This window comes from Lachnoanaerobaculum saburreum DSM 3986, from assembly GCF_000185385.1.
GTDB lineage: Bacteria > Bacillota > Clostridia > Lachnospirales > Lachnospiraceae > Lachnoanaerobaculum > Lachnoanaerobaculum saburreum.
This window is the reverse complement of the sequence record NZ_GL622296.1, coordinates 832,795-833,664: the sequence shown is the minus strand read 5'-3', so window position 1 is coordinate 833,664 and position 870 is coordinate 832,795. Positions and strand designations below refer to the sequence as shown.

Here is an 870-nt window from a genome sequence, read left to right as displayed (position 1 = left end):
CGAACTCCTTGTCCTTGAAAAAAGCAATATTATTCATAATGTATACAATGTATAAACAAATTGTCACCAATATGATTATAATCATTTGTAGTCTTCGCTTTTTCATCATTTAGTCAATCTCCTTGTAGCTTCCTTGATATCTCTACCTTTTTTTCTGCAACATAGTACCATTCGTCCATAACCTCACATTATTTTAAAAATCCAAAAAATCCCTTATCTTTTTCTTGCATTGATTCACTTATTGCTTTTATACATTCTGTAAGATTAGTTATGTACGGCTTACATTCCTCTGTAAAGTCAGCCGAAAATTCTAAGCACTCCATACAATCTGACTGCACATCTGCATTTGCACAATCAAGCCCTGTATCCACTCTCTCATGCGAAAAGCCGACAGTATTTTTTTCAATATTACACCTTATATTATCTGCTACCGCTGCATTATTAGATATTGTTCCATTCATATATTTCTCCTTCCACAAAGTTTAAATTAAAGGTATTTTTACCTTTTTAATATCTCCACCTTTGAATACAAATCCGGTTCCTATAACAAACTTGTAATTTCTGATTACAGGCATGCGAATAAATGACTGTTCATCAGGTATTCCAATTACTATTTTTACCAATCTCCAATTTTCTTTTTTAAGCTAAGCAATCCTTCTTCCATTACCTGCATTTCCCTATCACTTTGTTTTTTAAATTCTGCTAATTCCTCTTTCATAAGTTCAGTTTCATTACAACACCCTAAACAATCTATCAATGTTTTATCTATTGCTCTGCACTCTCTATAGATATCCTCCCGCTCCTCTTTTTCAATGGTAAATTCTTTTAAAGCTTCTCCATACTCTTTTTGCAATTTTCCCTTATCACTAT

Annotated in this window: 3 protein-coding genes; all 3 read right to left on the bottom strand. The window is 32.4% G+C overall.

The window, feature by feature from the left end; all coding sequences use genetic code 11:
- Positions 1 to 188: 188 nt before the first annotated feature.
- Complete coding sequence (locus HMPREF0381_RS04005) at positions 189 to 461, bottom strand: hypothetical protein (protein ID WP_008750601.1); 273 nt, start codon at positions 459 to 461, stop codon at positions 189 to 191.
- A 21-nt stretch (positions 462 to 482) separates the two neighbouring features.
- Positions 483 to 623, bottom strand: coding sequence for a hypothetical protein (locus HMPREF0381_RS15125; RefSeq protein ID WP_008750600.1), 141 nt, complete (start codon positions 621 to 623; stop codon positions 483 to 485).
- Positions 617 to 870 (bottom strand): hypothetical protein (locus HMPREF0381_RS04000; protein ID WP_008750599.1); only part of this gene is annotated, 254 nt, incomplete at its 5' end. The genes HMPREF0381_RS04000 and HMPREF0381_RS15125, both read right to left, overlap by 7 nt.

Excerpts from the sequence above, each read along its gene's own strand:
- HMPREF0381_RS04005 (WP_008750601.1), bottom strand. The coding sequence starts at position 461 with ATGAATGGAACAATATCTAATAATGCAGCGGTAGCAGATAATATAAGG.